The 26364-nt window shown below is 39.5% G+C and carries 24 protein-coding genes; 2 read left to right on the top strand and 22 right to left on the bottom strand.

Going from position 1 to position 26364, the window contains the following annotated elements:
* Positions 1-68: 68 nt before the first annotated feature.
* From recG to CVD27_RS08175, 5 genes are all read right to left on the bottom strand, one after another.
* The gene (gene recG, locus CVD27_RS08195; RefSeq protein WP_101647406.1) at positions 69-2117 is read right to left on the bottom strand and encodes an ATP-dependent DNA helicase RecG; all 2049 of its coding nucleotides are present in this window, start codon (positions 2115-2117) and stop codon (positions 69-71) included.
* Positions 2114-2998, bottom strand: coding sequence for an L-serine ammonia-lyase, iron-sulfur-dependent, subunit alpha (sdaAA, locus tag CVD27_RS08190; protein WP_101647405.1), 885 nt, complete (start codon positions 2996-2998; stop codon positions 2114-2116). Before sdaAA ends, recG begins: the two co-directional genes overlap by 4 nt.
* Positions 2999-3062: 64 nt before the next feature.
* Positions 3063-3725: an L-serine ammonia-lyase, iron-sulfur-dependent subunit beta gene (gene sdaAB, locus CVD27_RS08185; RefSeq protein ID WP_101647404.1), complete on the bottom strand. Its 663-nt coding sequence runs from the start codon at positions 3723-3725 to the stop codon at positions 3063-3065.
* A 128-nt stretch (positions 3726-3853) separates the two neighbouring features.
* Positions 3854-5536, bottom strand: a complete 1683-nt coding sequence (locus tag CVD27_RS08180) for a DAK2 domain-containing protein (RefSeq protein WP_101647403.1) — start codon at positions 5534-5536, stop codon at positions 3854-3856.
* A 15-nt stretch (positions 5537-5551) separates the two neighbouring features.
* Positions 5552-5914, bottom strand: a complete 363-nt coding sequence (locus CVD27_RS08175; protein WP_101647402.1) for an Asp23/Gls24 family envelope stress response protein — start codon at positions 5912-5914, stop codon at positions 5552-5554.
* Between the two features lie 288 nt (positions 5915-6202).
* Between CVD27_RS08175 and rpmB the strand changes: the two genes are divergently transcribed.
* On the top strand, positions 6203-6391 hold the full coding sequence (gene rpmB / locus CVD27_RS08170) for a 50S ribosomal protein L28 (protein WP_007087786.1): 189 nt from the start codon (positions 6203-6205) through the stop codon (positions 6389-6391).
* A gap of 156 nt (positions 6392-6547) precedes the next feature.
* Here rpmB and spoVM read toward each other — a convergent pair whose 3' ends face one another.
* The 17 genes from spoVM to CVD27_RS08085 form a co-directional block, all read right to left on the bottom strand.
* A complete protein-coding gene (gene spoVM / locus CVD27_RS08165) occupies positions 6548-6631 on the bottom strand; it encodes a stage V sporulation protein SpoVM (protein ID WP_098528769.1) in 84 nt (27 codons plus the stop codon).
* Positions 6632-6734: 103 nt separating this feature from the next.
* Positions 6735-7382 carry a thiamine diphosphokinase gene (locus CVD27_RS08160; RefSeq protein WP_101647401.1) on the bottom strand — a complete coding sequence of 216 codons (648 nt, stop codon included), beginning with the start codon at positions 7380-7382 and terminating at the stop codon, positions 6735-6737.
* 52 nt (positions 7383-7434) lie between these two features.
* Entirely contained in the window at positions 7435-8079 is a 645-nt protein-coding gene (rpe, locus tag CVD27_RS08155) for a ribulose-phosphate 3-epimerase (protein WP_101647474.1), read from the bottom strand.
* A gap of 1 nt (position 8080) precedes the next feature.
* Positions 8081-8962, bottom strand: a complete 882-nt coding sequence (gene rsgA, locus CVD27_RS08150; RefSeq protein WP_101647400.1) for a ribosome small subunit-dependent GTPase A — start codon at positions 8960-8962, stop codon at positions 8081-8083.
* Between the two features lie 97 nt (positions 8963-9059).
* A complete protein-coding gene (gene pknB, locus CVD27_RS08145) occupies positions 9060-11039 on the bottom strand; it encodes a Stk1 family PASTA domain-containing Ser/Thr kinase (protein WP_101647399.1) in 1980 nt (659 codons plus the stop codon).
* Positions 11040-11792 (bottom strand): Stp1/IreP family PP2C-type Ser/Thr phosphatase, encoded by a 753-nt coding sequence (locus CVD27_RS08140; RefSeq protein ID WP_101647398.1) that lies wholly within the window; start codon positions 11790-11792, stop codon positions 11040-11042.
* A gap of 4 nt (positions 11793-11796) precedes the next feature.
* A complete protein-coding gene (rlmN, locus tag CVD27_RS08135) occupies positions 11797-12888 on the bottom strand; it encodes a 23S rRNA (adenine(2503)-C(2))-methyltransferase RlmN (protein WP_101647397.1) in 1092 nt (363 codons plus the stop codon).
* Between the two features lie 3 nt (positions 12889-12891).
* Complete coding sequence (gene rsmB, locus CVD27_RS08130; RefSeq protein ID WP_101647396.1) at positions 12892-14241, bottom strand: 16S rRNA (cytosine(967)-C(5))-methyltransferase RsmB; 1350 nt, start codon at positions 14239-14241, stop codon at positions 12892-12894.
* Between the two features lies 1 nt (position 14242).
* Entirely contained in the window at positions 14243-15184 is a 942-nt protein-coding gene (gene fmt / locus CVD27_RS08125) for a methionyl-tRNA formyltransferase (RefSeq protein ID WP_101647395.1), read from the bottom strand.
* On the bottom strand, positions 15181-15666 hold the full coding sequence (def, locus tag CVD27_RS08120) for a peptide deformylase (protein ID WP_101647394.1): 486 nt from the start codon (positions 15664-15666) through the stop codon (positions 15181-15183). Before def ends, fmt begins: the two co-directional genes overlap by 4 nt.
* Before the next feature lie 164 nt (positions 15667-15830).
* Positions 15831-18242: a primosomal protein N' gene (gene priA / locus CVD27_RS08115; protein WP_101647393.1), complete on the bottom strand. Its 2412-nt coding sequence runs from the start codon at positions 18240-18242 to the stop codon at positions 15831-15833.
* Positions 18229-19452, bottom strand: coding sequence for a bifunctional phosphopantothenoylcysteine decarboxylase/phosphopantothenate--cysteine ligase CoaBC (gene coaBC / locus CVD27_RS08110; protein WP_101647392.1), 1224 nt, complete (start codon positions 19450-19452; stop codon positions 18229-18231). The genes priA and coaBC overlap by 14 nt, the downstream gene beginning before the upstream one ends.
* Before the next feature lie 189 nt (positions 19453-19641).
* Positions 19642-19860, bottom strand: a complete 219-nt coding sequence (rpoZ, locus tag CVD27_RS08105; RefSeq protein WP_101647391.1) for a DNA-directed RNA polymerase subunit omega — start codon at positions 19858-19860, stop codon at positions 19642-19644.
* A 1-nt stretch (position 19861) separates the two neighbouring features.
* Positions 19862-20476: a guanylate kinase gene (gene gmk, locus CVD27_RS08100; RefSeq protein ID WP_101647390.1), complete on the bottom strand. Its 615-nt coding sequence runs from the start codon at positions 20474-20476 to the stop codon at positions 19862-19864.
* Positions 20477-20488: 12 nt separating this feature from the next.
* Positions 20489-20752 carry an extracellular matrix/biofilm regulator RemA gene (gene remA / locus CVD27_RS08095; protein WP_101647389.1) on the bottom strand — a complete coding sequence of 88 codons (264 nt, stop codon included), beginning with the start codon at positions 20750-20752 and terminating at the stop codon, positions 20489-20491.
* 61 nt (positions 20753-20813) lie between these two features.
* Positions 20814-21689, bottom strand: coding sequence for a YicC/YloC family endoribonuclease (locus CVD27_RS08090; protein ID WP_101647388.1), 876 nt, complete (start codon positions 21687-21689; stop codon positions 20814-20816).
* A gap of 101 nt (positions 21690-21790) precedes the next feature.
* Complete coding sequence (locus CVD27_RS08085) at positions 21791-24469, bottom strand: calcium-translocating P-type ATPase, SERCA-type (protein ID WP_101647387.1); 2679 nt, start codon at positions 24467-24469, stop codon at positions 21791-21793.
* Between the two features lie 163 nt (positions 24470-24632).
* Between CVD27_RS08085 and CVD27_RS08080 the strand changes: the two genes are divergently transcribed.
* Positions 24633-26342: an Rqc2 family fibronectin-binding protein gene (locus CVD27_RS08080; RefSeq protein WP_101647386.1), complete on the top strand. Its 1710-nt coding sequence runs from the start codon at positions 24633-24635 to the stop codon at positions 26340-26342.
* Positions 26343-26364 lie beyond the last annotated feature (22 nt).

Raw genomic sequence — 26364 nt, 5'->3', positions numbered from 1 at the left:
ACTACAGAAGAATAGGGTCACCGGGCACTAAAAAGACGCTATTTTAGTTTAAGCAAAAACTTTATTGACTAATCAAGTTTCTCCCCTTCTAACACGCCTGATTCTTTAATATTATCTCGTAAGTATTGATATTCAGGGTCTGTCCAAAAAGCTTCTGAACTTATCAGCATGCTTGCGTCACTTCTGGCTGTTTCCAGTGCACGATAATCATGCACCATATCAGCTACCTTAAACTCAGGTACTCCACTTTGTTTTCTCCCAAAAAAATCCCCTGGTCCTCTTAGCTCTAAATCTTTCTCACTTAAAACAAAGCCATCGTTAGTTTCAGTCATAATCCGCATTCTTTCTTGGCCAACTTCTGATTTTGGACTTGCAAGCAGAATACAGTAGGACTGAGCGCTTCCTCGTCCCACACGACCGCGCAGCTGATGCAATTGGGAAAGACCAAAGCGCTCAGCATCATAAATAACCATCATTGTCGCATTAGGCACATTTACCCCAACCTCGACAACTGTTGTGGAAACAAGAACTTGAACGTTATTTTCACTAAACGCCTTCATTACTGTTTCTTTCTCTTCGGATGATAAACGGCCGTGCATAAGACCAACTGTAAAACGATCTTGAAAAAAGTGGCTTAAAGTCATATGAACATCGATCGCGTTTTGAACATCCAGCTTCTCTGACTCTTCAATTAACGGACAAATCACATAGGCTTGATGGCCTTTCATTAATTCTTTTTCAATAAAACCCAAGACACGTTCAAGCATTTCAGGTTTTGCCCAATAAGTCTCAATTGTTTTTCTTCCGGCAGGCATTTCGTCTATGATTGAAACATCCATTTCACCAAAAACGGTAATGGCAAGCGTCCTAGGAATAGGAGTTGCTGTCATGAATAAGACGTCCGGATTTTCGCCCTTTTCTCGTAAAATCCTCCGCTGCTCCACCCCGAAGCGGTGCTGCTCATCTGTGATTACAAAGCCGAGCTTGTGAAATGTTACCTCATCCTGGATCAGTGCATGGGTTCCAATTAAGATATCTATCTTTCCTTCTTTTAATTCTTGAAGGATTTCACGTCGCTGTTTACCTTTTATGGAGCTTGTTAAAAGTTCGCATCGTACATTAACAGGTTCTAATAAATTTTTTAACGATTCTGCATGCTGCTCTGCTAATATTTCTGTTGGCACCATTAGTGCCCCCTGATAGCCTGCGGTTACTGCAGCATAAAGCCCGATAGCTGCTACAACCGTTTTACCAGAGCCTACGTCCCCTTGGAGCAGTCTATTCATGTGATAGGGTGATTTTAAATCTGCTAATAATTCATTAACAACCTTCTTTTGGGCATTTGTTAATGGGAATGGAAGACTATTGATCAGTTCCATTAGTTTCGCCAAGTCATATTTTTGCTCTATTCCTGGAGAATGTTCGCGTTCAAACTTTCTTAATGCTTGCATTTTCAACTGAAACAAAAGAAATTCTTCATAGACAAAACGCCTTCTAGCTTGTTTTACTTCCTCCGGATTATTAGGAAAATGCATGATTTTTAATGCATCATGTTTGCCCATAAGTCGATACTTCTTTAGAAAAGTTTCTGGAAGTGTCTCTTCAATATACTTTCCATATTGTTGAAAAGCCAGATGGATAAACTTTCGCATCCCTTTTGTTGTTACTTTGCCCCTCAATGAATACACTGGTTCAAAGGCGTTTGCCTTCGTGTTATGTCCTATTTGCATTTCATTTGCTGTAATTGTTTGCCTATGCGCATCCCATTTTCCTGTTACCGTAATGGTTTCATTCATGTTGATTTTATTTTTCAAATATGGCTGGTTAAAGAAGACGACTTTTATCAGATATGCTCCAACAAATAGCCGGATTGTCAGCTTTGATTTCTTTCTCCCAAAATAGTTAAGAGAAGGCTCACTGTGAACCTTCCCTTCGACTGTCACTTTCTCATCATGCTGTACTTCGGTTAGATCTTTAAGTGAGTAGTCTTCATACCGATACGGAAAGTATTCTAATAAATCCCCAATTGTATATATCCTCATTTCCGCAAAGGATTCTGCCGTTTCTTCCCCTATTCCTTTTAACGCGGTTATTGATTGATTTAGTTCTATACTCACTTTTCTTTGAGCGGTATACCGAAGATCTTTGATTCTAATGCACGACCTGTCGGTGTAGCCGCCAACCCTCCCTGCGCTGTTTCTTTTAAAGCAGTCGGCATCGATTGGCCGATTCTATACATCGCATCTATTACTTCATCACATGGAATACGGCTAGTAATTCCTGCTAATGCCATATCAGCGGCAACCATGGCATTGGCTGCCCCCATTGCATTTCGCTTCACACATGGAACCTCCACAAGGCCAGCAACAGGATCACAGACTAATCCAAGCATATTTTTTAGTGTTATGGCCATTGCCTCTGCACATTGTGCTGGGGTGCCACCCGCCATTTCGACGATGGCGGCTGCTGCCATACCAGCTGCCGAACCCACCTCTGCTTGACAGCCGCCGGCTGCCCCAGAGATGGATGCATTATTGGCTACAACAAACCCAAAGGCACCAGAGGTAAACAGGAACGAAATCATTTGCTCTCTTGTTGGATTGAGCTTGTTTTTAACTGCAAATAAAGTTCCCGGAACAACTCCTGCAGAACCTGCGGTTGGAGTTGCACAAATAGTCCCCATTGCTGCGTTTACTTCATTCGTAGCAACGGCTTTACTTACCGCATCAAGAATGGTTTCACCTGATAAAAAGTTACCTTTTTCAATGTATTTTTGTAAAAGAACCGCGTCACCCCCAGTTAAACCAGAGTGAGAGGTCACTCCTTTTAGTCCTCTTTCTACCGCCTGCTCCATTACAGTTAAGTTTCGGTCCATAAATGAAAGCACTTCTTCTCTCTTACGTCCTGTAACTGTCACTTCCTGCTCAATCATAATTTCAGATATTTTTTTATTTTGGCTGTTGGCCAATTCCAATAATTCAGCAACATTACGAAACACAAACATTCCTCCCCTCAGTTTTGTCTAGCTCAGCGCCGCTAAACGGGCGCTTCCGCTTTTCGTATCAATCTACAATTTTTGTTACTTTTAGTATGTTTGGAAGCTGTTCTAGTTCGATTAGTATTTTATCATCTATATTTTGATCTACTTCAATTGTCATAAGGGCCATCTTGCCAATATCTTTGCGAGCCACTTCCATATGGCCTATATTTAACTCGTATTTAGCAAGAATATTGGCCACACTGGCAATCGCACCAAATCGATCATTGTGAACAACTAAAATCGCTGGATGATTCCCAGAAAGCTTTAGTTCAAAGCCGTTTAATTCAATGATTTCAATTTTCCCTCCGCCGATTGAAATTCCTACCAATTCTAATTCACCATTATGATCTCCCATAATGACCCTTGCGGTATTCGGGTGGTCTGTAACGGCATCTTCTTCAATAAAACGAAGCTTCATTCCTTTTTGTTTAGCAATATCTATCGCATGAATAATTCTTGTATCATCTGTATCAAAATCTAGTAATCCGCCAACAATAGCAACGTCTGTACCATGTCCTTTATATGTTTTAGCAAATGAGCCGTATAAAGAAATATTTGCCCATTTTGGCTCTCTGCCAAATAGACTTCTGGCAACTCTCCCAATTCGTGCGGCACCTGCCGTATGTGAACTGGACGGCCCAATCATAACTGGACCAATGATATCGAACACACTTCTATATTTCATTAGGTACCTCTCCCTTAGTGCCGTTCTATCGATATAATACGTGTTCCTTAAGAAAAATGATTCATCCTTAAGAGCACAAAAAAAGAAGGGAAAAACCTAAAGGCCCCCCCTTCTATTTTAGCTCTTCCTTATTCAATTGAAAAGATATATGAATATAATGGTTGTCCGCCATCGTGAATTTCAATTTCAACATCTTCATAATTCTCTTCAACAAAAGAAGATAGCTTAGCAACTTCTTCCTCCGTCACATCTTCACCAAAGATAATCGTTAAAATTTCAGATTCTTCATCAAGCATCTTGTTTAACAGATCTTCAGCCACTTGTCCTTTATCTTTGTTCTTAACGACTATTTTACCCTCAGAGATCCCCATGAAATCATCTTTTTCAATTTCTAAACCATCAATGGAAGTATCGCGGACAGCAAAGGTAATTTGACCGGTTTTCACATGACTTAATGCTTCCTTCATCGCCGCTTCATTCTCTTCCACCTCAGCAGCAGGGTTGAAAGCTAAGAGAGCTGAAAGTCCTTGTGGTACCGTCTTAGAAGGAATAACATATATTTCTTCCTCCGCAACATCTTTTGCTTGCTCTGCAGCCATAATGATGTTTTTGTTGTTCGGCAAAATGAATACCTTTTTCGCACGAACTTCCTTAACCGCTTTCACGATATCCTCCGTACTTGGATTCATCGTCTGTCCGCCTTCGATTACAGCATGTGCCCCGATGCTTTTAAATAATTCCGCAATCCCTGAGCCCATTGATACGGTAACAATTCCATATTCTTGTAATTCCTTAGGTGCTATTTCTGCTTGAGCTTTTGGTGCTGCGTGTGTTTCACCCACAATATTAGAATGCTGTTGACGCATGTTCTCAATTTTCATATTGATTAAATTTCCATAACGCTGACCATATGTTAACACTTCTCCAGGCTGTTCGGAGTGAATGTGGACTTTAACTACGTCTTCATCAGCGATCACTAATAGAGAATCACCGTAGTTACTTAAATCGTTACGGAAGGTCGTTTCATTAAACGGATGTTTCGCGATTTTTTCCTGCTCAAATCGAACCATGAATTCCGTACAATAACCAAAGACGATATCGTCGGTGCTGATGTGTCCTTGAACACTTTTATGGTGCTCAGCACTAACTAATTCAGCCATCGTTGGATGTAAGTCTGAAGATTCCGGCAGACTCTCACCCTTTAATTCAGCTAGAAAGCCTTCATATACAAACACAAGTCCTTGGCCGCCGCTATCAACTACGCCAACTTCCTTTAAGACAGGTAGTAATTCAGGTGTACGTTTAAGGGATGCCTTTGCTTCTTTTACTACTTCTTCCATAATATAAATAATATCTTCTGACTTTTGAGCTGCAGCCACGCCGCTCTTAGCAGAATCTTTTGCAACTGTTAAAATTGTCCCCTCTACAGGCTTCATTACAGCCTTATAGGCGGTTTCAACTCCTGCTTCCAAGGCGTAGGCAAAATCTTTTCCCGAAATGACGGCTTTGGACTCCACTGCCTTTGAAAATCCTCGGAATAATTGAGAAAGAATGACCCCTGAATTCCCGCGTGCTCCCATGAGCAGCCCTTTTGATAAAGCAGTTCCAACTTTTCCAATATGTTCTTGAATATTATTTTTTACTTCCTTTGCCCCGGAAGTCATAGATAAATTCATATTGGTCCCGGTATCACCGTCGGGTACAGGAAAAACGTTTAATGCATCAACCATTTTGGCATTTGAAGACAAATGATTGGCACCCTGAATCACCATCTCGGCAAAACGTTTTCCATCTAAAGCAGTTATTGACACTAACTTTCCTCCTCACTAAGGGTTCGTCACACGAACTCCCTGAACGTAAATATTAACCGAGTCAACGGCAAGTCCAACTGTCTGATCGAGGGTGTATTTAACCTTTGATTGCACGTTGTGGGCAATTTCGGAAATTTTGGTTCCATAGCTGACAATAATGTACATATCAATATGTAATACCTCGTTTTCTTGGCGTACAATGACACCGCGAGTAAAGTTTTCTTTACGTAGTATTTCCGTGATTCCATCTTTAATTTGGTTTTTAGAGGCCATACCGACGATTCCATAGCATTCAATTGCCGCTCCTCCAGCAATTGTTGCAATTACTTCATTTGAAATATCAATTTGTCCGTACTTTGTTTTTAATTCAATGGACATGAATCGTTCCCCCTTTTGGATAATTGCTCTTTGACTACAGTCATTTTACTATAGTCAACCCAATATTGAAAGCTATACTTGCCTGTTACTATAAGTGCATTTAGAAAATACCTATGTCAAGGAATTTTTCTTGAAAGGTTTGTACACAACTATTGCAATCAATTTGGTTGTGTGATAAATTATTAAGGTATCTCAAGTCTAGAAAATTTTTAATTTAATTTTCTATATCCAGATGAAGCATCTAATGATGTTTCTTAAAGCTTTTGGTAGTTAAGGAGGGAAATCATTATGCCACGTAAATGTGTAGTAACTGGAAAGAAAACAACAACTGGTAACGCACGTTCTCACGCTATGAACGCAAACAAGCGTACATGGGGTGCTAACTTACAAAAAGTACGTATTCTTGTTGACGGAAAGCCTAAGCGTGTTTGGGTTTCTGCAAGAGCGTTAAGATCCGGTAAAGTAGAACGCGTATAATCGTGTGAGCATCCAATTAGTTGGATGCTTTTTCTTTTTAAAAAATTACTGTTTTAAACAAACTGGGACAAATTTCAACTACCTTTTAGTATGACCAATTTGGTAAATAAAAAGCACCCAATATATAGGGTGCCAACTCATTTTACAGGTATTTTTCTATTCCCCTTTTTTAAAGGCCCCAATCATCGCCCGGACAAGTCCGCCTAAGAATTTCGGCAGTTTAATTGTATAAAATTTCATACTGTCCCTCCTCACCAATCTACAACAGCTTATTTTAAAGCCACTTTTTTCGCACGCCTTACATAGTATTCAAACGAACGAAATCAGTACCATGAAATGCATATTAATCGTTACTTCTTATCACTATTAATATGCCTTTGGAAAATGAAAAAGTACCATAAACATCAATAAGTTCATTACTAATACATAGTGTGGAACCGAGATAAATATGACGGTTTTTAAGCGGAAATTTAAAGCCTTCAAGAGTGAGATCAGTAACATCAAGGGTTAAAGGGACAAAGGAAATATATTTTTTTGAAGCCATTTTTTCAATGGTATAATGCCCAGGCTCTTTAATAAAAACAATATTTTTTTGATCAATCATATAAACGTTGGCCGGATTATTTTCTTTAATTGGGGATAAGAGCAATTGGACATTTGCCAATAGATGATCCAGTCTGCCCCCAGTGGCACCAAACAGCCGAACCGTTTTAGGTTTTTGGGCAAGAGCCCAATTGAGGGCAAGTTCCAAATCCGTTTCATCTTTTTCGGGTTTATATTTTTTTATACCTGCTACCTGATGCTCAATGATTGAAAGTTCTTCTTTATTTACAGAATCAAAATCACCAAAGGCTTTAGCTGGGGTTATGTTTCTGTTAATCAGATGAAAAACCCCCCGATCAACTCCTACCCAAATGGCATCATCCTCTTGATAAGCCGTTAAATCAGGCAGCAATTCTTCTGGACCTCCGGCAAGTATATTGATGATCATAAAACATTCCCCCTATACATTAAACGAAAAAGCCAGCTTTAAAAGCCTGGCTTTACCCTCGAAGTTGTGAAATTGCCTGTTTATAATCCTCTTGATTGTATACTGCAGAACCCGCAACAAGGACATTGGCACCTGCTTCGATACATTGTCTTGCGGTAACAGGATTGACACCGCCATCCACTTCAATCTCGATATTAAGCCCTTTTTGTTCAGCCATTTCTTTAACCCTTCTGATCTTCGGAAGGACTTCAGGAATGAAGGTTTGCCCCCCAAAACCTGGATTGACAGTCATTAACAGTACCATATCAATGTCTCCAATAATATGTTGAATAGATTCTACTGGAGTGGCAGGATTAAGGACAACACCAGCCCTAACACCAAAGGATTTGATACTTTGGATGGTACGGTGAAGATGACGGCATGCCTCAACATGAACTGTAATATAATCGGCACCGGCTTTAGCAAAAGCCTCGATATATTGGTCTGGATTTTCAATCATTAGATGTACATCAAGCGGCAGCTTTGTAACCGGGCGTACAGCCTCAACAACAAGCGGCCCAATCGTTATATTTGGCACAAAGTGACCATCCATCACATCAATATGGATGTAATCTGCTCCAGCCTTATCAACTGCAATAATTTCTTCCCCCAACTTTGAAAAATCGGCTGAAAGTATAGAAGGTGCTATTTTCACCATGTTAATACCTCGGCTTTCTATCTTTAATTTCTTGCAGGAAATCCACATAATGCTCATAGCGATAAGACGGAATTTCCCCTGATTCCACAGCTGACTTTACCCCGCATTTAGGCTCAGTTACATGCAAACAGCCGCGGAATTTACAATTCTCACTTGCCCTTTGTAATTCTGGGAAACAAAATGTTAAATCTTCCACTTCAATATTATTGAACTCTAGAGAACTAAAGCCCGGTGTATCAGCTATTAGTCCATTGCCAACCTTGATGAGTTCAACATGTCTAGTTGTATGTTTCCCCCTGCCAAGATGTGATGAGATATCATTTGTTTTTAACTCAAGATCCGGCCTTAACACATTCAGCAAGGAAGATTTTCCGACACCTGATTGTCCGGCAAAAACTGATATCTTGTTTTCAATATGTGGATTTAATAATTCAATCCCTGTTTCCGTTTCCGAAGATGTTAGAATGACCTCGTACCCCGCAGCACGATATTGGTCCGCATATTTTTCAATCTTCTCTTTTTCCTCATTATTAGTGAGATCCATCTTTGTAATACAAATTAAGGGTTCAATGTGATTAAATTCAACCAAGACAAGAAAACGATCTAAGAGAACGGTACTAAAGTCTGGTTCAACCGCTGAAAATACCAGTATAGCTTGGTCCACATTGGCAATCGGCGGCCGAACTAATTCATTTTTACGCTCTTTCACTTCTAAAATATATCCTTCTAAATCATTTTCAGCTTGAAATACAACTTCATCACCCACAAGCGGGGTTATTTTGTTCTTCCGAAAAACACCGCGGCCGCGGCATTGGATAAGATTGTCATTCTGAAGAACATAATAAAAACCGCTTAATGCTTTAACTATTTTTCCTTCAGGCATAGCTACACTCCTTGCCCTTTTACTTACAAAACAATTAATTTCTCCTTTAAAATCTACGCGATTTCCGTCCTTCTTATACAGTAGAAGACCATCCTATTTATTCTGTATCAGCATAGTCTTTATTTTCATCAATAATAACCTTGGTGTCGCGAATGACTTTGTAACCGGCCTTCTTGCCGTATGGAATCATTAACTTAATTTGTTTTTTCGTATTTTCAGTAATATAAAAGGTCTCAGCAGGTTCTGTCATGCTATGGGTCATATCCTCAATATAAATGGTCACTAGTTGTTTCTGGCCTGGTTCTCCAGGTACTGCAGGTTCATATGGAATGGTTAATTCAATAATGACTTCTTTTGGTGGTTTATCCTCTTTCCCTTTGGATATTACCACCTTAACCTTATCACCTTTTTGTAATTCTGTCCCTGGTGCTGGGCTTTGAGAAATCACCATTCCAGCAGGAATATTCTCATCATACCTTTCTTCTGAAGAGTCCAGGGTTAGTCCCACTAAGGAGGCATAGCCTTGAGCACCTTTTAAATTGTATTGGGTTAAATCCTTTAAGACAATTTTTTCTGGACCTTTACTGACTTCAAACTCAAGGACCGTTTCTTCTGGAACAACCTTATCCCCGCTGGATAAATTCTGGCTAAGAATGGTTCCTGGGTCACTGTCATCGTTCGTCTCCGTTTTCAGAATATCTTTAAAACCTGCATTTTCAAGTAAACGGACAACATCCTCGTATTGCCGCCCAACATAATCTGACAGTTCATATTTCTCTTTACCTGTACTTACATAGAGCGTGATCTTTGAATTTTCTTTTACGGTACTTCCACTATCAGGGTCTGTTTTTATCACATTACCCTCTTTTACTTCTTCATCCGTGATTTCAATTTTATTACCTGCTGCTAACCCTTTTAACTTAAGCTTGGAAATCGCATCATCTACATTCATCCCGCTTAAGTCAGGTACCTTAACCTCTTTAGGGGCTAACATAGGAGGTAAGATTGTAAAAGTTAATAATGCTAGAATGGCAAGTACTAAAAAAGTAGATATTAAAATTATCGGCCACTTTTTCCGTTTTTTTACGTTTGTATAGCCTATATTTGAAGTATCTTTCTGATTATAGGTTGCTTTTTCATTATTATGGACTAAGGTTTCATCAAGATTTTTCAATGGCTGACTATCTGTTATTATCGGAATTGCCTTAGTGGCATCATCGTCTACCGGTATCGTAAACTTCGGTTCATCCATACGCTCTGGATTGAGGGCTGTTCGCAAGTCCTCTTCCATTTCATCCACACTATTATATCGATGAAACGAATCCTTTGCTGTGGCCTTTAAGACAATATTTTCAACACTTTGCGGGATGTTAGGATTCCATCTTCTCACTGAGGGTGTTTCTGATTGAAGATGTTTTAACGCAATTGACACTGCTGATTCTCCCGAAAATGGCAGCCTGCCCGTCAATAATTCAAACATCACAATACCTAATGAATAAATATCGGATTTCTTGTTTGCCATGCCTCCTCTAGCCTGTTCTGGAGATAAATAATGCACGGAACCTAAGACCGAATTCGTCTGGGTAATGCTCGTTGCACTAAGAGCCATCGCAATACCGAAATCTGTAATTTTTACATTCCCCTCGTGGTCTACCAAAATATTATGTGGTTTTATATCCCGATGGACAATATGGTTTTGATGGGCATGGGAGATCGCTGAAGTAAGCTGTCTCATAATTCCAATGGCATCCTCAACTCGAAGTGGAGATTTCTGCTGTATGTATTGCTTTAGAGTCTGACCATCAACAAATTCCATCACAATATAATAAAGATCGTTTTCCTCGCCAACGTCGTAGATATTTACTATATTAGGATGAGCAAGACTTGTCGCTGATTGTGCTTCACGGCGGAATCTACGGATAAATTCATCATCATTGGCAAAATCAAGGCGTAGCATTTTAACCGCAACATCTCGGTCCAGGATCATATCATGAGCTAAGTAGACATTTGCCATGCCTCCTCCGCCAATCATATCCAATATTTTGTAGCGGCCGTTTAATCTTTTTCCAATAATCATCTAAGCATCATCCTCGCTGATATTAGAAAACTCTACAATAGCCAGTGTAATGTTATCCTCTCCGCCGTTTTCATTTGCAAGTAAGATAAGTGTGCCTGCTTTTTGTTGTAAATTTTCTTCATTTTGCAGAATTTCAATCATTTCTGCTTCATTCACTTTATTGGAAAGACCATCAGAGCAAAGTAAAAGGAAGTCTCCTTCTTCAAAAATAATCGTTTTAATATCCATTTCGACTACTTTTTCCGTTCCCAAAGCCCGCAATAAAACATTTTTCCTAGGATGATGTTCAGCATCTTCTTTTGATATTTGTCCGGATCTAACCAATTCATTCACAAGGGAATGGTCTTCGGTAATTTGTTTAAATCCAGATTCATTCAGAATATATCCACGGCTGTCACCAATATTTGCAATTGATGCAAAAGTGTCTGTAATGATCGCAGCCACTATGGTTGTACCCATTCCGTCACATTCAGAATGATTGGTTGCATGATCGAGCAATAAAAGATTTACTTTTTGAATTTGCTCTTTCAGCCATCCTTCTGCATCACTAGCCGTATTAATCCCTTCGGATGCTTCCCATTCTGCTTTTAATGCTGTAATCGTCATTTCACTTGCTACGTCACCTGCACGGTGACCGCCCATCCCATCAGCTACAATGGCAAGGCGGTAACCGTCCTTATTACTAAATACACCACCAGCATCTTCATTATGAAGACGAACTCTCCCTCTATCTGTTTGAAATACTGCTTTCATCCCTTCACCTCGTCTCTTCTTTCCGCTCCTTTGCACGAAGTTGTCCACATGCTGCAGCAATATCTGACCCCTGCTCTCGGCGGATGGTTACATTAATACCTAAATTTTTCAACGTTTTTTCAAAAGCAAAGATTTTATCCCTCGGAGTACGAACATAATCCCTTTCAGGGACATAGTTAACAGGAATTAAATTCACGTGACATTTTATACCTTTTAAAAGAGCTGCTAATTCTTCGGCATGCTCTGTTGAATCATTCACACCGCCAAAAAGGCCGTATTCAAAGCTTACACGTCGACCTGTCTTATCGATATAATACCGTACTGATTTCATTAAGTCATCAAGTTTATATGCCTTATTAATTGGCATTAATCTAGAACGAAGTTCAGTATTTGGAGCATGGAGCGAAATGGCAAAATTAATTTGCGTATTTTCATCAGCGAATTGATAGATTTTTGGAACAATTCCACTGGTCGAAACTGTAATATGGCGCGCCCCAATATTCAATGATTTGTCGTGATTGATAATTTTTAAAAAGGCCAACATGTTATCGTAATTATCAAACGGCTCGCCAATTCCCATAATAACAACTGAATCTACCCGCTCATTTGTTTCATCTAGAGCTTGTTGTACTTTAACTACTTGGGCAACAATCTCACCCGCTTCCAGGTGTCTTTTTAACCCTCCAAGTGTGGATGCACAGAAGGTACAGCCAATCCGGCAGCCTACTTGGGTAGTCACACAAATGGAGTTCCCATAATCGTGACGCATTAGTACGGTTTCAATAGAATAACCATCTTGAAGTTCAAATAAAAATTTAATAGTTCCATCTGATGAGGTCTGCTGGATAATCGTATTCAATGTTGTAAATTGAAAAAATTCATCTAATTTTTCTCTTAAGCCTTTAGATAAATTGCTCATATCTTCAAATGACTTAATTCTCTTTTTGTAGAGCCAATCGAAAATTTGCTCGGCACGGAACGGTTTTTCACCATTCTCCTCAAGCCAGTCCTTTAATTCATGAAGCTGAAGTGAATAAATCGATTTTTTCTTTATGTCCAATGTTGTTTTTGTCTCAGTTGTATTTAATTGTTCCAACTGTTACACCTTCTTTCTTAATGCTGCTATATAGAACCCATCAGAGCCTATATCCTGCGGGAAAATTTGTATATCAAAGCCTGTAATTAATGGTTGAATGGCTTCAGGCATCCTGCTTTTAAAAGTAGGGTCGCCTTCGAATTCCGGATGATTTTCCAAAAACGTCTTAACCGTATGTTCATTTTCCCCTTTATCTACAGTACAGGTACTATAGACAAGAATACCGCCTTTCTTTAGCAGCGGGGTAACAGACTCTAATAGGTTTTGCTGAATAGTGCTTAAACGTTCTATGTCTTGTTCCGTTTTTGTATATTTCATGTCAGGCTTCCTTCTCATGACCCCAAGTCCAGAACAAGGTGCATCGAGAAGAATCCGGTCGAATGATTCAAGCTTAAATTTATCTTGTAAGTGTCTGGAATCAGATACACTTGTTATGATATTTGATAAACCTAAACGTTTGGCATTATCATTGATTAATCTTACTTTGTGCTGGTGAAGGTCAACCGAAATCACTTCACCCGTATTATTCATTTTTTCTGCAATATGGGTGCTTTTCCCCCCCGGTGCCGCACATGCATCGAGAATATATTCATCTTCCATTGCACCCAATGCATAGGCTGCTAGCATGGAACTTTCGTCTTGAATGGTGTACATTCCATAATTAAAAGATATAGTCGAAGCTAAGTTCCCCTTTAACGACCTAATCGCTTCAGGGATAATCGGACTTTTTTCAATTTGAAATCCATCCTCTTCCAGTATCGCAACACATTCATCTCTTGAAACTTTCGTAAGATTCACTCTTGCTGTTTGCATTGGTGCAGTTAAATTAATCTCACACATTGCCTTCGTCTTATCATAGCCAAATTGGTTTACCCATCTGGTTACAAGCCATTCAGGATGACTTGTTTCAAGTGATAATCGCTCAATTGGGTCTGATACATCATTCAAAGAAGGAAGCCCGTTTCTTTGAATGCTCCTAAGTACTCCATTTACCAAACTGGCTATTCCTTTATGCCCTCGTTCTTTGGCAATCTCAACCGCTTCGAATATGGCTGCCCGATCCGGAATTCGATCAAGATAAACCATTTGATAGAGCGTTAGTCTAAGTAAATGATGAATCCAATTAGCTAATTTTTTATTGTCTTTGATGAAAGGCTTTAAGTAGAAGTCCAGCTCCATTCGTCTTTGCAAGGTTCCATACGTCAGTTCGGTTAATAATCCCACATCAACAGCGGACAATTGGTTCTTTTCAATCGTGCTGTTAAGTAGTAAATTGCTATATGATTGATTTTTCTCAATGGTCACTAAAAGGTCCATTGCGATTGCTCGTACATTTCTTTTCTTAGAGGTCATCTTAATCTCCCAGCTTACTGCCCAATGTAATTTTTGAACCAGAACCTCTTAAAAATTGTTCACTTGGCATTTTAGTTTTCCCTGAAGGCTGTAGTTCCATAATTTTAATAGCAGTCTCGTTTCCAGTTCCGACCGTGAAGCCATCTGATTCTATTTTTAAAATCGACCCAGGTTCACCTTTTAACCCAGTAATCTTTTGAGACTCCCAAATTTTTAAAACTTGACCATTCATGGTAGTAAAAGCAACTGGCCACGGGTTTAATCCACGGATATGGTTATAGATTTCTTCTCCCGTTTTCTCCCAATTAATCTTTTCTTGCTCACGTTTTATGTTGGTGGCAAATGTAGCTTCCGCTTCGTTTTGAGGTTTAGGAGTAAGCTTGCCTGCCAATAAAAGAGGCAAAGTTTCCGATAATAGTTCCGCACCTGCTGCACTTAACTTTTCAAAAAGTGTACCAACATTATCTTCTTCGGTAATCGGCACTTCTACACTTGTTAGGATGTCACCCGCATCTAGTTTCTCCACCATATACATAATGGTTACACCCGTTTTCTTTTTACCTTGAATGATCGCGTAGTGAATCGGTGCTCCGCCGCGAAGTTCCGGTAATAATGAAGCATGTACATTGATACAGCCGAATTTAGGAGCAGCTAACAGCTTTTTAGGTAAAATTTGCCCAAAAGCAGCCGTAACAATTAAGTCTGGTTCTAATGCAAGAATTTTTGCAAGTTCCTCTTCTTGGCGGATCTTTTCCGGTTGAAAAACGGGGATGCCATGTTTGACTGCCTCTACCTTCACAGGAGGTGGAGTTAACACTTTTTTTCTCCCTACCGGACGGTCTGGCTGAGTTACCACTCCAATAATTTCATAGCCGTCCTTAATCATTTGCTGTAAAACAGGTACTGAAAAATCGGGGGTTCCCATAAAAACAATCTTGGTCATTCACTTTCTACTCCTTTTAACTCATCATCCTCAAGATATCTTGAAACCTTTGTTGTAAAAAGAATTCCGTCGAGATGATCGATTTCATGCTGGATGGCTCTAGCTAAAAAACCTTCAGCCTCAAGCGTGTACTTTCTACCTTTACGGTCAAAAGCGTCAATCTTTACAAAGTTAGGCCGGGTTACCTCTCCATATAATCCAGGAAAGCTAAGACAACCTTCAGGATCTGTTTGTTCTCCAGATGTTTCGATAATGCGGGGATTTATCATTTCGATCGTGCCGTGGTCATCATCGATATCTACAATGGCCATTCGCCCGTCAATGCCTATTTGGGGGGCAGCAAGTCCAACCCCATCATATTCAATCATCGTGTCATACATATCATCAAGAATTCGAGCTAATTTTTTATCAAAATTCACTATTTCCTTGCAGGTTTTTTCTAAAATCTCTGCAGGGTGAATTACAATTTTCCTTATTGCCAATTTTGTTCCTCCAATTTGCCAAAACTTGTCAGCTGTATATTTATTCTTATTACACTTTGAGAAATGTCTAGCTATAGTACCCCTGGTTAAGGTGCTTCCGCTTTTCTTATCATTTTCACCCAAAACAAGAAAACATAACCTTTTCTATAGGTAAATGAAAAAAGCTACATTAAAATAACTGGATTGACATCGATAGAAACAAGCAAACCACTTTTCGCATCCTTTTGATATTGATCAAGAATCGTTTTAAGGGTTTTGCCTAGGTACGGTTCCCGCTTGTATTTTATCAAACATTGATAGCGATATCTATTATTTATCCTAGGGATAGAGGATGCAGCCGGTCCTAATACTACGGCTTTATCTGAAACTTTTGAACGAACAAAGTTTACCATTTTCTCAGTAGCCGAAACGACCTGCAACAAGTTTTCATGACTCACCGTAATCAATGCGAGATAATAAAATGGGGGATAATGATGCAGTTTTCGAATCAGCATTTCCCGTTGATAGAATAGGTCATAGTCCTGGCGGGCAGCTAGCTCGATACTGTAGTGTTCAGGTGTATAAGTTTGAATAACCACTTCACCAGGAAGTTGATGCCTTCCCGCCCGTCCACTCACTTGTGTCAGCAATTGAAACGTTTTTTCGGAAGCACGGAAATCCGGTAAATGAAGCATTGTATCTGCTGAAAGTACACCAACTAAAGTAATGTTTGGAAAATCTAATCCTTTTGCAATCATTTGTGTCCCTAGTAAAATATCGGCTTTTCCATCTTTAAAGTCATTGAGGAGTCTCTCATGAGCACCTTTTCGGCCTGTTGTATCAACATCCATACGAATGACTCTAGCCTCAGGAAGAATTTTCCCCAGTTCTTCTTCTACTTTTTGTGTGCCGGTTCCGAAGTATCGAATATATTCACTGTTACATTCAGGACAATTGTTTGGTACATAGCTTTCATAACCGCAATAATGGCATTTCATCTGTTCATTCACACGATGATAGGTTAAGGAGATATCACAATTTGGGCAATTTACCACATAACCGCAATCTCTGCACATGATAAATGAGGAGTGGCCCCGCTTATTTAAGAATAATACAGATTGTTGTTTTTTTTCGAGCCGGTCCTTGAGCATTTCGAAAAGTTTACGGGAAAACATCGAACGATTACCTTCGCGGAGCTCTTCACGCATATCTATAATTTCAACCGAAGGAAGCTTTTGATTATTCATTCTGCTCGGTAAAGATAAAAGCTGGTATACCTTCTTTTGTGCCCTTGCAAACGACTCAAGTGAAGGCGTAGCACTCCCAAGAACAACCGGGCAGTTATAAGTCTTTGCTCTTTCTATTGCCACATCCCTTGCATGATACCGGGGCATTTCTTCCTGCTTATAACTTGTTTCGTGCTCTTCATCAATGATAATAATGCCGATATTCTCAAAAGGAGCAAAAATGGCTGATCGTGCTCCGACAACTACTTTAACTTCCTTTCGTTGTATCTTACGCCATTCATCGTATTTTTCACCAGCAGATAAACCACTGTGCAGAACAGCTACTAGATCACCAAATCTTCCTTTGAACCGATTAACCATTTGAGGGGTTAGCGCAATTTCTGGTACAAGGACAATTGCTTCTTGACCCTTTTCAATTACTTCCTGTATGGATTGCAAGTAAATTTCCGTTTTTCCGCTCCCTGTGACACCATATAGCAAAAATACCTCATGTTGGTCCTGTTCAATCGAACGGAGAACCGGCCCAATAGCCTGCTGCTGGGAATCTGTTAAAAGCAGAGGCTTTGTTCGTTCGAATGTTCGATGTCCATATGGGTCACGATATACCTCTTTATCAAACTCTATCAATAAGTTCTTTTCGACAAGGGCTTTTATCGTGGAACCTGAAGTTTTTAGTTCATCTGCTAATGTTTTTAATTCAACCTCATGATAATTTTCCGCAAAGAACTGCAAAACCTGCCTTTGCTTTTCTGCGTTGGCCGGTATGGTTTCAACTGCCTCTTTTAATTGATTTAAGTTTACGCTTGGCCGAACGAATTTCCGATGTTTTTTTCTGACTCGTTCCTTCACTACATAAACCACTTCTAAATGACCGTTCGCGGCCTCACGCTGTAATAAAGGGACAATCCCCATTTTTAATGCTTCGTCCCAGTCAAGTTCACCGTCATTTTCAAAGAAGGCTTGCAACTTTGAGGGTAATTCGATGACAGCCCCCCTGTTTGCAAGCCTGACTTTTTTTTCATATTTTGCTTTTAATGCTGCCGGCAGCATTACTTGATAGGCAAAAATTTTAAAACAAAGCGTTTTTTCAGTTAGCCAGGTGCCAAGCTCTAACAACTCATCATTTAAAACAGGCTTTAAATCCATGGGCTCAATAATCTCTCTTAACTTGTTCACATCTGAATCCGTTTTTAATTCCACAACAAAGCCTTGTATATGTCTTGGACCAAATGGAACAATGACCCTCATGCCCGGCTGAATGGTTCCCCTCCACTGCTCAGGAATCAGATAATCGAACGCCCGGTCTGTTTGTTTCGCCGGTACATCAACTATTACGCTAGCAATTTCCATGTGTTCCCATATCCTTACAAAGTGAAGTAATTTCCTCAATAATTTTACCGGCCACTTCATTTTTGGACATCAGCGGCAAAGGAATGACCTCTCCAGATCGTTTGAAAAGCGTGACAATGTTTGTATCTGTGCCAAAACCGGCACCTTCAGCTTTTACATTGTTAGCAACGATCATATCGGCATTTTTCCTAATTAATTTACTTTGTGCATATTCTTCGAGATGATCCGTCTCTGCTGCAAATCCAACTAATATTTGATTTACTTTTCGCTTCCCTAGCTCAAACAAAATATCATTGGTTCTTTCAAGTTCAATGTTTGTATCTCCAACCTGTTTTTTTACTTTATGGTCAAAGGTAATTTTCGGCCGGTAATCAGCGACTGCGGCTGTCTTAATGACCACATCAGCATTATCATAATATTTCAAGACTGCCTGGTACATATCTTCCGCACTTTCCACTTTCACAAGCTCAACACCTTGAGGGGGGGTTAATGAAACAGGGCCTGAAACCAATATGACTCGTGCTCCCTGTTTTACTGACTCTTCAGCCAAAGCATACCCCATCTTTCCCGAGGAATGATTAGAAATAAACCGAACTGGGTCTATTTTTTCACGAGTTGGACCTGCCGTAATTACGACTTTTTTACCTTTTAATTTTTTATGCTCCTGTGGATTAAAATAATCTTCGATTAGTTTTACAATCTTTTCAGGCTCTTCCAGACGTCCCTTCCCAACATATCCGCAGGCAAGGTAGCCTTCACTAGGCTCAATAAATTGACAGCCATATTCCGCTAAAGTAGCCAGGTTCTTTTTAACAGCAGGGTGATCATACATATGTACATTCATAGCAGGGGCAATCCACACAGGTGAGGTGGCTGCAAGTAATGTAGTTGTAATCATATTATCCGCGATTCCACAGGCTAGTTTGCCAATTGTATTTGCTGTAGCTGGAGCAACAAGAATCAAATCCGCCCAATCTGCCAAATCAATATGAGCAATCACTTGCGGATTTTTTTCATCAAATGTGTCTGTAAAAACTTCATTGCGGGATAAGGACTGAAAGGTTAAGGAGGTAACAAATTTTTCAGCCGATTCACTTAAAATAACTTTCACGTTAAATCCTGCTTGTACAAGCTTACTTGTAAGTGCTGCTCCTTTATAAACAGCAATTCCTCCTGTGACACACAATAGGATGTTGCGTACCTTACTCATTTTAAAAGCCCCCACTCTAGTCCATTACTTTTTTCTTTTATTATGCTAGAAAAAATTGATTTTTTCATCTTTTTACTTACGAAAAAACGTTCTATTTACCTAAAGCAAAATAAAAAGGCTGACATTGGAGGTGATTCCCTTTTGTCAGACCTTCTTTCCTTTTTTATATGCTGCCTGATGGCCGTATCTTTACTCAGCAGATGCTTCTGCTTTTTTTGAAATCCGATAAGTTAGTTCACCACTATAAATTTCCTCTAATGCTTTCCCTACATATTTATAAGAAACATATTTAGGAAGTCTTTCATCTTTTAGCTGAGACATCACGCGGGCGCGCTTTGCAGCTACAGATACAAGTGAATATTTGGAATCAATTTTTTCTAATAATGAGTCAATAGATGGATATAACATATTATTCAACCTCCAATAATTTTTTATAGCGATGTTCGACTCTTTCTCTTCTGCAATGCTCTGCCGTTACAATCGCTTTAACGCGTTTGCAGGCAAGATCAATCTGATCATTTTCCACAACATAATCATATAATTCCATCATTTCGATTTCTTCACGAGCGGTTAACATCCGATTATGGATGATATCTTCTGTTTCCGTCCCTCTAGTTACAATCCTGTTCTTAAGTTCGGTTAAACTTGGCGGCATAAGGAAAATAAACAATCCTTCTGGAAACTTCTCACGTACCTGACGGGCACCTTTTACTTCAATTTCTAAGAAGACATCCTTCCCGGCATCTAATGTTTCGCGAACATAATCGACAGGTGTTCCATAGTAATTGCCGACAAATTCGGCATACTCTAATAATTTCCCCTGTTCAATTAATTGTTCAAATTCTTCACGAGTTTTAAAGAAGTAATCCACCCCATTCACTTCTCCTTCACGTGGAAGTCTTGTTGTCATGGAGATGGAATATTCAAAAGCGGTATCTGGATGAGAAAAAATCTCTTTTCGGACTGTTCCCTTCCCAACACCAGATGGTCCAGACAATACAATCAGCAACCCTTTTTCCTGCATATTATGAAAATCCTACCCTTCATCAATAATTTCATCACGGTCCGTTAAGCGATTGGCAACCGTCTCCGGCTGTACAGCTGAAAGAATGACATGGTCACTATCCATAACGATTACAGCGCGTGTCCGTCTGCCATAAGTAGCGTCAATCAACGATCCCCGATCCCTTGCATCTTGAATAATTCGTTTAATTGGCGCAGATTCCGGGCTGACAATGGAAATAATGCGATTGGCAGATACAATATTACCAAATCCAATATTGATTAATTTAATCGACATGGTTACTCATCCAATCATTAATATTATATTTTGACCGTGTTAAACAGTTTCTAAACAAAACCTATTCGATATTCTGAACCTGTTCTTTCAGCTTTTCAAGTAAACTTTTTATTTCAACCACTTTTTTAGCAATATTTGAATCATTTGCTTTTGAACCGATGGTATTGGCTTCTCTGTTCATTTCCTGAACAAGAAAGTCAAGCTTTCTCCCAATGGGCTCATTTTCATTTAAAGTCTGAAGGAATTGCTGAATATGGCTTCTTAATCGTGTAATTTCTTCATTAATATCTGCTTTATCAGCAAATACAGCTACCTCTGTTAAAATTCTGGTTTCATCTAATTGGCCATTTACAAATTCCTGCATCCGTTTGGTTAAACGTTCCTTAAAAGCTTGAACAACAATAGGAGCAAATTTTTGTAGCTCAGTTACATTTGTTTCCACTTGGGCAGTAATCGCAAGTAAATCTTTTTTTAATTCCTCACCTTCAGCCATCCGCATTTGCTTTAGGAAACTTGCGGCTTCTTCTGTGGCCGATAGGACAAGTTCTTCAATCTCTTCATTCCCTGCGTCACTTTCTTCAATATGTAATAGTTCTGATCGGTTGAGCAGATCCTGAATGGTAATCGTTCCTTCAATTCCATATTTATTTTTTGCTTCATTCAAAAATTGAAAGTATTCCTCAATCAGTTTCCAATCAGCCTGAACCTTCCTTGAGACCATTCCTTCACCGTCAACACTGACATACACCTCTACCCGGCCGCGGCGGATATGCTGACTTAAAATCTTTTTCATTTTATCTTCTATTTTTAAAAGTTGTCTCGGCATACGGATATTTATTTCAGAGAATCGATGATTAACTGTTTTGATTTCAACATTCACCGAAAACGCCTCTGACTCTGCCTTTCCTCTGCCAAAGCCTGTCATACTAATAACCATCACTTACACATCCAATCTTTGATAATGATCGGCTCTTTATTTTTTAAAAATAACAAAAGGTAATAGAATGAATTCTATCACCTTTTGGATTATAACACACTTTATTTTGTTTTTCTTAACAAAAATGATCCAGCTAGTAAAAAAGTTGGTACAGAAGATAAGCCTAAAATTAACAGCCAATCTTTTGCTGCTATAGGAAGTGTGTGGAAAATTGGTTGTAACGGCGGATAGTAAATAGCTACTAGCATTAATAATAAAGATGAGATGACCGCCCATACAAGATATTGATTTCCAAACGGATTTCTTGATAGTACAGATTTTTCACTGCGGCAGTCAAATACATGAATGAGTTGTGCCATAACAAGAGTTGCAAAGGCAACGGTCTGTGCATATGGCAGTTGACTAGGATCATTATGATAGACAATCATGAAAGCTAAGAGGGTAACAAGCCCTATTAGGAATCCACGAGAGACCACTTTCCAGCCAAGCCCGCGCGAGAATACTCCTTCATTTGGACTCCGTGGGCCCCGCTTCATGACATTTTCTTCAGGTTGATCCAAGCCTAATGCCATCGCTGGAAGCCCATCTGTCACCAGATTTACCCAAAGAATCTGAATTGGTACGAGTGGCAGAGGTAAAGCCAATAGCATCGCGAAGAGCATAACCAAAATTTCACCAACATTGGACGCCAGCAAGTATCTGACAAACTTACGGATATTTTCGTAGATGTTTCTTCCTTCTTTAATGGCTGCTTTGATGGTGGCAAAATTGTCATCCAATAAAATGAGTGCAGATGCTTCTTTTGCAACGTCCGTACCGGTGATTCCCATAGCAACACCGATATCAGCAGCCTTAATAGCCGGAGCATCATTTACACCGTCACCTGTCATGGCAACAATATGTCCTCTGTTTTGCAATGCTTTCACTATTTTTAGCTTATGTTCTGGAGAGACCCTTGCAAACACAGAGACATCTTCAACTACCTCTTCAAGGTCTTCCACTGTCATATTCGCTAGCGCTTTACCGTCGAGTACCTTGCTCTTTTTGGTTAAAATTCCAAGTTGAGCGGCAATCGCTTTAGCAGTAATGACATGGTCACCAGTAATCATAACTGTTTTAATGCCAGCTTCCTTACATTCTTTTACTGCCGCTTTGACTTCAGGTCTTGGCGGGTCGATCATTCCTTGAACCCCGATAAAGGTTAATTTTTTCTCTGCCTCATGGTCGCTTAAAATCAAAGTATTAGCAGGGATTGGTTTAAAGGCAATCGCTATTGTTCTTAATGCCTGGGAAGCAAGTCCATTGATGGCATCCTGAACCTTGCTATGTGTTTCCTTACTTAAGTATTGGTTTCTCTCATCCCAAAGAATGGACTCACAGATACCTAAAACAACATCTGGTGCTCCTTTTGTGACAATAAAATGACGTTCCTGTTTGTCTTTTACATGTATACTCATCATTTTTCTGGTAGAGTCAAATGGAAATTCATTTACTATTGTAAAGTCTTCTAATAGTTTGTGACGATCAAATCCCGCTTTCATTGCGCTTACAAGGAGTGCTCCCTCAGTTGGGTCTCCGTCAAGAATATATTCGTCGTCTTTCATTGCCAATTCTGAATGATTACACAACATTCCAAAAATCAACATTTGCTGTAACGATTTTTCTTCTCTAGGCTGGACAGTTTGTTCATTTCGATAAAAGTTTCCTTGAGGCTGATAGCCAACACCGTCAACTGTCCACGTTTGACCCCCGCTCCATAGATGGGTGACAGTCATTTTATTTTGGGTCATGGTTCCGGTTTTATCAGAACAAATAACAGAAGCACAACCGAGTGTTTCAACCGCCGGCAGTTTTCTTACAATGGCATTTTTCTTAATCATTTTTTGTACACCTAATGATAAGGCCACTGTCACAATGGCCGGCAGCCCTTCTGGTATAGCTGCAACTGCAAGGGAAACACCAGCAAGGAACATTTCATATAATTCATGTCCTTGTAATACGCCGACAATGACTACTAGAACGGTCAATAATAAGGCCACTGTAATTAATATCTTTCCAAGCTGCTCTAAACGGCGCTGGAGCGGTGTATCTTGCGTCTCGGCATTTTGCAGTAAATCCGCAATTTGTCCCATCGCAGTTTTCATCCCAGTTGCAATAACAACACCTAATCCGCTTCCCCTTGTAATCATCGTCCCCATAAAAGCAATGTTTTCCATATCTCCGATCCCGGGGTTCGGATTGCTTAACGGATCAATATGCTTCGCAACGGGTACGGACTCACCCGTCAATGCGGATTCTTCAATTTCTAAGCTCTTTGATTCGATAACACGGACATCTGCACCAATTCTGTCGCCGCTTGCAAACTTAATAATATCGCCAATTACAATTTCTTTAGAAGGTATCTTAATCCATTGACCATCACGCATGACGGAAACCTGCGGCGCTGATAACTCTTTTAAAGCTTGGAGCGATTTTTCCGCGCGCCGTTCCTGGTAAAAACCTAAGAATCCGTTAATAATGACGATTGCTATAATCGCAATTGCATCAATGTACTCGCCAAGCAAGCCTGAAATCAATGTTGCAGCTAACAGCACTAATACCATAAAATCTTTGAATTGGCTGAAAAATAAGAGTAAAGCCGATTGCTTTTCTCCCTCCTCCAATTCATTAAGACCGTGCTGTTTTACCCTTTTCTTTACTTCTTCCTGTGATAATCCAGAAGAAAAGTCGGTTTCTAGAGCCTTTTCTACTTGATCTAACATCATTTCATGGAATTTCATCCGACCATCTCACTTCCCCCTTTTATAGACTTGCTCTAAGGAAAGCTTATTCAGGGTCGTCCAAAAAAATGCTAGATGAAAATGTTATTGATGGGTAAATTAAGACAGATTTTAGCCAGATAGGATATAATTGAAACATAGCTTCTAGAAAAGGATGTTTTCCATGTCATTTGATGGTTTATTTACAAAAGCAATGGTGGATGAGCTAGTTCGCACACTTAAGGGCGGACGGATAAACAAGGTTCATCAGCCTTATAAAAATGAAGTGATTTTAACGATTCGTGCAAACGGAATAAATCAAAAATTATTATTATCTGCCCACCCAAGCTATGCAAGGGTTCAATTCACAAATGAAGCCTATGATAATCCAAGTGAGCCGCCTATGTTTTGTATGCTTCTTAGGAAGCATATTGAAGGACATATATTAGAGGATGTATATCAGGTTAATAATGATCGGATCATTGTGTTTGAAATTAAAGGCAGAAATGAAATTGGTGATATCAGCTACAAACAGTTAATCATAGAAATTATGGGGCGTCATAGTAATATTGTTTTAATCGATAAGACCCGTAATATCATTCTCGATAGCATCAAGCATGTTTCTTTTGCTGTAAACAGCCATCGGGCGATTCTTCCTGGACAACCCTATATCAACCCGCCGGAACAAAATAAGGCCGATCCGTTTACAGCGGTTGAAGAGGATGTGTTAAAGAAGATTGATTTTATGACCGGAAAGCTTGATCGCCAGCTTGTTGATCATTTTGGCGGTGTTTCCCCGCTATTTGCAAAGGAAGTCATTTTTCAAAGCGGGTTAGCCAATCGCACCACTGTACCGGCTGCGTTTATAAGAATGATTAAAAAAATTAGCTCCGATGATATTGCTCCGTCCATTATGAATTCTAATGGGAAAGAACTATTTTATTTATTTCCGATTGAGCATGTAAAGGGAGAAGTAAGAACCTTTTCAACACTTAGTGAAATGCTTGATCGATTTTATTTCGGGAAAGCCGAACGGGATCGCGTGAAGCAGCAAGGGAACGACATTGAGCGCTTTATCATCAATGAAAAAGAAAAGAATGAGAAAAAAATTGATAAACTGAAGCGTACATTAGAAGAAGCAGAAAAAGCGGAAAAGTTTCAACGATATGGAGAGTTACTAACAGCTAATCTATATGCGGCGAAAAAAGGGATGAAAGAAATCGAGGTTCTTAATTATTATGATGAGCAAGGGGGCATGATGGTGATTCCACTTGACACTCGAAAAACACCATCAGAAAATGCTCAGAAGTACTTTTCTAAGTATCAAAAAGCTAAGAACTCCATCTCCATTGTAATGGATCAAATTGAAAAAGCTCGTGAAGAAGTAGAGTATTTTGAAAATTTACTTCAGCAGGTCCAAGCAGCCTCTCCTAAAGATCTTCAGGAAATCCGTGAAGAACTTGTGGAAGGTGGATATTTACGGGAACGACAAAAAAGAAACGGGAAAAAACTTCAAAATAACAAGCCAGTACTGGATCATTTTGTTGCGTCTGATGGAACAGAAATTATTGTTGGAAAAAACAACAAACAAAATGATTATTTAACTAATAAGCTGGCAGCCCGAGATGAAATTTGGCTTCATACAAAAGATATTCCAGGGTCACACGTAGTGATTCGCAGTAAGGAACCATCAGATGAAACGATTCTCGAAGCTGCAAATTTATCAGCGTATTTTAGTAAAGCACGTAATTCCGGTTCTGTGCCTGTCGATTATACAAAAGTCCGTTATGTAAAAAAACCGAATGGAGCAAAACCTGGGTTCGTCATTTATGATAATCAACAAACGGTTTATGTCACTCCAGATGAGGAAATGGTTTTAAAATTGAAAAAATGATGCAGAAAAAGGGAGCCATTTT

The organism is Neobacillus cucumis (assembly GCF_002860255.1).
In the GTDB taxonomy this organism is placed as follows: Bacteria; Bacillota; Bacilli; order Bacillales; family Cytobacillaceae; genus Neobacillus; species Neobacillus cucumis_A.
Note: the sequence above shows the minus strand (reverse complement) of the source record. Positions and strands in the feature narration are given on the sequence as shown.

Excerpts from the sequence above, each read along its gene's own strand:
- spoVM (WP_098528769.1), bottom strand. The coding sequence starts at position 6,631 with ATGAAATTTTATACAATTAAACTGCCGAAATTCTTAGGCGGACTTGTC.
- CVD27_RS08160 (WP_101647401.1), bottom strand. The coding sequence starts at position 7,382 with ATGATCATCAATATACTTGCCGGAGGTCCAGAAGAATTGCTGCCTGAT.
- rpmB (WP_007087786.1), top strand. The coding sequence starts at position 6,203 with ATGCCACGTAAATGTGTAGTAACTGGAAAGAAAACAACAACTGGTAAC.
- rsgA (WP_101647400.1), bottom strand. The coding sequence starts at position 8,962 with ATGCCTGAAGGAAAAATAGTTAAAGCATTAAGCGGTTTTTATTATGTT.
- rpe (WP_101647474.1), bottom strand. The coding sequence starts at position 8,079 with ATGGTGAAAATAGCACCTTCTATACTTTCAGCCGATTTTTCAAAGTTG.
- CVD27_RS08080 (WP_101647386.1), top strand. The coding sequence starts at position 24,633 with ATGTCATTTGATGGTTTATTTACAAAAGCAATGGTGGATGAGCTAGTT.
- remA (WP_101647389.1), bottom strand. The coding sequence starts at position 20,752 with ATGTCGATTAAATTAATCAATATTGGATTTGGTAATATTGTATCTGCC.
- rpoZ (WP_101647391.1), bottom strand. The coding sequence starts at position 19,860 with ATGTTATATCCATCTATTGACTCATTATTAGAAAAAATTGATTCCAAA.
- rsmB (WP_101647396.1), bottom strand. The coding sequence starts at position 14,241 with ATGACCTCTAAGAAAAGAAATGTACGAGCAATCGCAATGGACCTTTTA.
- pknB (WP_101647399.1), bottom strand. The coding sequence starts at position 11,039 with ATGATTATTGGAAAAAGATTAAACGGCCGCTACAAAATATTGGATATG.
- gmk (WP_101647390.1), bottom strand. The coding sequence starts at position 20,476 with ATGCAGGAAAAAGGGTTGCTGATTGTATTGTCTGGACCATCTGGTGTT.
- coaBC (WP_101647392.1), bottom strand. The coding sequence starts at position 19,452 with ATGAGTAAGGTACGCAACATCCTATTGTGTGTCACAGGAGGAATTGCT.
- sdaAB (WP_101647404.1), bottom strand. The coding sequence starts at position 3,725 with ATGAAATATAGAAGTGTGTTCGATATCATTGGTCCAGTTATGATTGGG.
- CVD27_RS08175 (WP_101647402.1), bottom strand. The coding sequence starts at position 5,914 with ATGTCCATTGAATTAAAAACAAAGTACGGACAAATTGATATTTCAAAT.
- CVD27_RS08090 (WP_101647388.1), bottom strand. The coding sequence starts at position 21,689 with ATGGTTATTAGTATGACAGGCTTTGGCAGAGGAAAGGCAGAGTCAGAG.
- CVD27_RS08085 (WP_101647387.1), bottom strand. The coding sequence starts at position 24,469 with ATGAAATTCCATGAAATGATGTTAGATCAAGTAGAAAAGGCTCTAGAA.
- fmt (WP_101647395.1), bottom strand. The coding sequence starts at position 15,184 with ATGACCAAGATTGTTTTTATGGGAACCCCCGATTTTTCAGTACCTGTT.
- CVD27_RS08140 (WP_101647398.1), bottom strand. The coding sequence starts at position 11,792 with ATGAAAGCAGTATTTCAAACAGATAGAGGGAGAGTTCGTCTTCATAAT.
- priA (WP_101647393.1), bottom strand. The coding sequence starts at position 18,242 with ATGGAAATTGCTAGCGTAATAGTTGATGTACCGGCGAAACAAACAGAC.